Genomic DNA, 5,224 nt, shown 5'->3' with positions numbered 1-5,224 from the left:
GTTTTATGCATGTCACTATCCCAAAACCGCTGCGCACTTTTGGGCGACATGCATTGGTGTCCTTAGCGGACGCTGGCGACCGCGTCGGAGCGGCCGTCGTTGATCATTATCCAAGCGCCCGAATTCTGGCTCGATTGGCGCTTCAGGTAGGTGTAGTCGGTAGCGGTCCAGGACAGCACCCTGGTTTCCAGATTGTCGAGGATGAACTCTCCGAGGCTGGTGCGCACGGTCAGCACCGCGTGGCCGTCTCCGTTCGGCTGGCGCGCAACCGTCATCAGCAGGTCGCCGGCCGGAACGCCGATGTTCATCAACGCGCGGCGCTTTTCCAGCGCATAGTCCTCGCAATCGCCGAAGCCGCTGTTGGGATAGGACCAGACTTCTTCTTTGCCCCACAGTTCCATATCGGTGCGTGGCGCGATCTTGCTGTTGACCGAATTGTTGATGCTGACGATCTTCGCCCACAGCTTGCGGGTCAGCTCGATCGGCGCCTGCTTCGGCGTCCGCTGATTGCATTCCTGCGGAATCTTCTGACAGAACTCGTAATGGCCGACCGGCTGTGTGGTACGGCTGCCGGTGTGCATGAAGGCAGGTCCCGCTGCATACGCCGTTCCCCAGGCGGTAAGCTGCATCGCCATTGCCAAGAGCAACAGCTTGCCCCTCGTCGTCTTCATCGTTCAGTCTCCCCGTTTGAGGAGACAATGACACGATTGGATTTATTCGACGCAAAGGCTCGAAGTAGACATTAAGTAAAACGCCTAGAGAATACACATAAAATTTGAATCATTTCAGTACAAAGTTGTTGAGGCGTTCTCGCGGGGCCGTATCGGCCGGCGCGGCGCCTTGGCGCGGCATCGGGGCAACAAAAAACCGGCCGAAATGGGCCGGTTCGATTGCGGTAACGTGTGTTGGTTGTCAGGTGCCGGATGCGTTGAATTCGGAATCGAGTGTTTCGGGCCGCTGGATGACCGCGAACTCGATGGCGACGCCGTCCTCGAAATGTCGCACCACCTGGCCGCGCATCGTGCCGAGCATGACCTGGATGCCGATTGCCGGCTTGACGTCGATCTCGACCGCGGCGCCCGAAAGCGACAGGTCGATGATGCGGCACTGGTACTGGCGCCCATCACTGAGCTGAAGCACGCTGGTCGGATTGCGCGGCGCCACGCGTTCGTGACGACGATCTTCCGGCAGATCAAGCTCGTGCTTGTTGGCGAGCCAGGTCAACTGCGCGGCAAGCTTGTCCTTCTTGCGTTCCGAGGCGATGACCGTCATCGCGAAACCATCCTGCAGGATGCGGGTGACGACGCCTTCGATGCGGCCGATGTGATCGATATAGGCGATGACCTTCTCGCCCGGCATGCCGATGCGCTCGGTGCGAAGCGCTACATTGCCCGGCGACATATCGACCACCTGGCATGGATGTTCGGTGCGATCCTCCAGCATGAAGCGTCCGTAGATTTTCACGCGAACGCGCTGAAAGTTACGCCTTTCAGCTCGGGACGGCGCGGTGTCGACCGCCGCTGACCTCATGACTGCCTACACCCCGTCTGGCATTCCGCGCGTTGATGCGAGGAACTTCGTCAGAAAGCTACAGCGAAGCGGGTTAACAAAGGGGAAAGCCTGACATCGCTACTTTAGAGTTTTGGATTATTACCCGCGCCCGCCGTCGAACACGACCAGATGGCGGATGCGGCGCGCCTGGCCGAGCGCCGAAATCGTCTGGGGCGGATCGAGTTCCGACGGGACAAGCGAGGGAACGTCGATGGCCGGCCGGTTCTTGGCGAATATCGGTTCCTTCTCCGGATCGACGACGCGGATCGAATCGATCAGGGCGTCGGCGATCGGGTCCGCGCCCAGCCAGAAGGGTTTTTCAGCGGCGCTTATCACGCCGAGGCAGCGCGGATTTTCGACGCCGCCGTCGAGCGGCAGGGCGAGCAGCTCGAACTTGCTGGAACGGTCGGTGCGGCTGAAACCTTCATAGGTGATGAGCAATACGGATTTCTGATCGAAGACGCCGTGGATCAGTTTCGAGATAAGCCGCTGGTCCTTCTCGCGCCATAGAGAGGGGAAGGAAAACCCCTTGAGTTCACGGCCATAGACCGCGCAAAGCCGGGTGCCGGCGAGCCGGAATACCGCTTCGCCGCGCGTATCCTTTTCCAGGATGAATGTGTCGGCCAGCAGCGACTTGATGTCGGCTGGCTCGACTTCCGAACGCTTCGGGGCAGGGCGCCCGTCACGCAGCCGGTTCCAATAATGGAACAGCGTGATCGATCCGTTCTGGTTCATGTTATGCTGCTCCGCGCAATCTGTCGTCTGATGTCCCATCGGTGAACAGAAGGGCGCCCTCCGAGGACCTACATGCGTTGCGGAGCAGGATGCGTGCCAGCATCGTTAACACTTGTTCACGGGTCGGGGTCGTTAAGGTTAACAAGTGGTTTACGTTGCGCCCCGGCCACGCCCGTGGCACGCTAAAACCACTCCAGAAGCGGTCGTTTCGCAGCGATCGGCAGCAGTTCAGTCAAGAGTTTGGGGGAGCATGGGGGCTCGACCAGCCGTTCAAGGGAAACCTTGGACGGCTTCTTTTTGATTCGCGCCAATTTTGATTCGCCCCGGTTGTGATTTGCGTGGGGCGATTCGCCCCTTTGTGAATCGGGTGGCCGTGATCTACATGCTCGCGAAGTCGAATCCAGCGACTGAGTGCGAGCCATATGAGCGAACCAGCAAGCCCATCGGAAATGGAACAGGGCGAGGGCGGACCTGTCGGCCGAGAGCCGGAGCGTCTTCGCGAGCCGGTATTCAACATGCCGCCGGTTGTGCTGGCGGTGATCGGCATCTGCGTCGTCGTTCATCTGATCCGGCTCTACTGGCTCACCGAGGACCAGGATTTCTCCCTGCTGATCCGGACCGCCTTCATTCCGATCCGCTATTCCGGTCGCTTCGACCTCGATTTCTACGCGTTTTCGAGCCCCTTCACTTATGCCTTCCTGCATGGCGGCTTTGCTCATCTTGCCGTCAACATGGTGTGGCTGGCGGCTTTCGGCTCACCGCTGGCGAACCGCTTCGGCGCGCTTCGTTTCAGCCTTTTCTTCGCGGCGACGGGGCTGGCGGCGGTGCTGCTGTTCTGGGCCGTGCATCCGCTCGGCCAGGCGCCGCTGGTCGGCGCATCGGGGGCGATTTCCGGCATGATGGGGGCCGCCGCCCGCTTTGGCTTCCGCACGGACCGCTCGTCCGGCAAAGCCGCCTTCGCCGGCGCGCCGCTGCCGATGGCGGCAGTGTTCCGCTCGCGCGGCGTTGTGACTTTTCTTGCCATCTGGATGGTGATCAATCTCGCCACCGGCCTCGTTGCCTTCGCGCCCGGCATCGACAGCCAGATCGCCTGGGAGGCGCATATTGGCGGTTTCGTCGCCGGCTTCTTCGGCCTGCGCGCTTTCGATCGACGGCAGCAGCCGGATGAGTTCACGGCTTAAGCATCGCCGCACTTGAAATGCAATCGATCGCGGCGCACGATGTTCACTACAGCGCCGCGCGTCCTCTTGGACGCGCAAAGGACGCTGTAGAACTTTGATTTGCGCATGATCCTTCCGAAAATCGGGGCCGATTTTCGGGGTCATGCGCAAAAGGAAAGCCGGTCAGGGCAGGAACCGGCAAGTAAAACTGAGGAGGACGCCATGACTGTTAAGGCAATTCTCGAGCAGAAAGGCCATGACGTGTTGACGCTCGGGCCGAACGAAAAGCTGAGCGAGGCCATTCGCATCCTGGCCGAACACAGGATCGGTGCGCTGGTCATCACCAATGGCGATCATAAGATCGTCGGTATTCTTTCCGAGCGCGACGTCGTGCGGGTCCTCGCCAGGGAAGGAGCCGCCGCACTGGATATCGCGGTGCGTTCGGCCATGACGCCCAAGGTGAAGATCTGTAATGAGAACCACACCGTCAATGAAGTCATGGAGATCATGACCAGTGGCCGTTTCCGCCATCTGCCTGTGGAAAAGGACGGCCTGCTCGACGGCATCGTGTCCATAGGTGATGTGGTCAAGCGGCGCATCGAGGATGTCGAGCGCGAGGCCGCGGAGATCAGGGCCTACATCGCGACGGCGTGACGCCTTATTTCTTCAGCCGGCCGGCTGGATTCGATGTGAAGCGCCAGCTTTGGCTTTGCGCTTGTCTCTTTTTGCGGTTTGCACTAGCGAGTGACTTTCACGTCGGACGTGACGGAATTCACGTTGAGAAGTGAATTCCGTCACCGATAACTCGCAGGCCACTATGACCCTCATCGATACTCGCACACCCGACGCCAAGCGCCTGATATCAGGTGCCACCGGCGACTGGGAAATCATCATCGGCCTCGAGGTGCACGCGCAGGTGACCTCGCAAGCAAAGCTGTTCTCCGGCGCCTCGACGGCTTTCGGTGCGCCGCCAAACGCCAATGTCAGCCTGGTCGATGCGGCGATGCCGGGCATGCTTCCGGTCATCAACGAGGAATGCGTCAAGCAGGCGATCCGCACCGGCCTCGGGCTGAAGGCCGAGATCAACCACAAATCGGTCTTCGACCGGAAGAACTATTTTTATCCCGATTTGCCGCAGGGCTATCAGATCTCGCAGTTCAAGCAGCCGATCGTCGGCGAGGGCAAGGTGATCGTCTCGGTCGGCCCGGACCGACAGGGCGAATTCGAGGACATCGAGGTCGGCATCGAGCGCCTGCATCTGGAGCAGGACGCCGGCAAGTCGATGCACGATCAGCATGCGACGATGTCCTATGTCGACCTCAACCGCTCCGGCGTGGCGTTGATGGAGATCGTCTCCAAGCCCGACATGCGCTCCGCCGACGAGGCCAAGGCCTATGTCACCAAGCTGCGCACCATCGTGCGCTATCTCGGCACTTGCGACGGCAATATGGACGAAGGCTCGCTGCGCGCCGACGTCAACGTCTCGGTGCGCAGGCCTGGCGGCGAATTCGGCACGCGTTGCGAGATCAAGAACGTCAACTCCATCCGCTTCATCGGCCAGGCCATCGACTACGAGGCGCGCCGCCAGATCGCCATCCTAGAGGATGGCGGCAAGATCGACCAGGAAACGCGGCTGTTCGACCCCAACAAGGGCGAGACGCGCTCGATGCGTTCCAAGGAAGAAGCGCACGACTACCGCTATTTCCCGGATCCCGATCTTCTGCCGCTGGAATTCGACCAGGCCTATGTCGATGCGTTGGCAAACGATCTGCCTGAAC

Annotated in this window: 6 protein-coding genes; 3 read left to right on the top strand and 3 right to left on the bottom strand. The window is 60.4% G+C overall.

What is annotated here, in order from left to right:
* Positions 1 to 62: 62 nt before the first annotated feature.
* From EOA85_RS26765 to EOA85_RS26755, 3 genes are all read right to left on the bottom strand, one after another.
* On the bottom strand, positions 63 to 671 hold the full coding sequence (locus EOA85_RS26765) for a transglutaminase-like cysteine peptidase (RefSeq protein ID WP_127211771.1): 609 nt from the start codon (positions 669 to 671) through the stop codon (positions 63 to 65).
* A 241-nt stretch (positions 672 to 912) separates the two neighbouring features.
* A complete protein-coding gene (locus tag EOA85_RS26760) occupies positions 913 to 1,530 on the bottom strand; it encodes a PilZ domain-containing protein (protein ID WP_095492016.1) in 618 nt (205 codons plus the stop codon).
* A 120-nt stretch (positions 1,531 to 1,650) separates the two neighbouring features.
* The gene (locus EOA85_RS26755) at positions 1,651 to 2,286 is read right to left on the bottom strand and encodes a PAS domain-containing protein (protein ID WP_065008197.1); all 636 of its coding nucleotides are present in this window, start codon (positions 2,284 to 2,286) and stop codon (positions 1,651 to 1,653) included.
* A gap of 422 nt (positions 2,287 to 2,708) precedes the next feature.
* On the opposite strand from EOA85_RS26755, the gene EOA85_RS26750 reads away from it, so the two are divergent.
* From EOA85_RS26750 to gatB, 3 genes are all read left to right on the top strand, one after another.
* On the top strand, positions 2,709 to 3,467 hold the full coding sequence (locus tag EOA85_RS26750; protein ID WP_127211770.1) for a rhomboid family intramembrane serine protease: 759 nt from the start codon (positions 2,709 to 2,711) through the stop codon (positions 3,465 to 3,467).
* Positions 3,468 to 3,668: 201 nt separating this feature from the next.
* On the top strand, positions 3,669 to 4,100 hold the full coding sequence (locus EOA85_RS26745) for a CBS domain-containing protein (protein ID WP_023798170.1): 432 nt from the start codon (positions 3,669 to 3,671) through the stop codon (positions 4,098 to 4,100).
* 163 nt (positions 4,101 to 4,263) lie between these two features.
* Positions 4,264 to 5,224: Asp-tRNA(Asn)/Glu-tRNA(Gln) amidotransferase subunit GatB (gatB, locus tag EOA85_RS26740; protein ID WP_127211769.1), on the top strand; the 961-nt coding region annotated here is incomplete at its 3' end.

The organism is Mesorhizobium sp. M5C.F.Ca.IN.020.29.1.1 (assembly GCF_003997375.1).
GTDB classification, from domain to species: Bacteria; Pseudomonadota; Alphaproteobacteria; order Rhizobiales; family Rhizobiaceae; genus Mesorhizobium; species Mesorhizobium wenxiniae.
The sequence above is the reverse complement of the archived record's forward strand: the minus strand, read 5'-3'. Positions and strand labels throughout refer to the sequence as shown.

Coding starts and splice junctions, on each gene's coding strand:
- EOA85_RS26765 (WP_127211771.1), bottom strand. CDS start 671: ATGAAGACGACGAGGGGCAAGCTGTTGCTCTTGGCAATGGCGATGCAG.
- EOA85_RS26760 (WP_095492016.1), bottom strand. CDS start 1,530: ATGAGGTCAGCGGCGGTCGACACCGCGCCGTCCCGAGCTGAAAGGCGT.
- EOA85_RS26755 (WP_065008197.1), bottom strand. CDS start 2,286: ATGAACCAGAACGGATCGATCACGCTGTTCCATTATTGGAACCGGCTG.
- EOA85_RS26750 (WP_127211770.1), top strand. CDS start 2,709: ATGAGCGAACCAGCAAGCCCATCGGAAATGGAACAGGGCGAGGGCGGA.
- EOA85_RS26745 (WP_023798170.1), top strand. CDS start 3,669: ATGACTGTTAAGGCAATTCTCGAGCAGAAAGGCCATGACGTGTTGACG.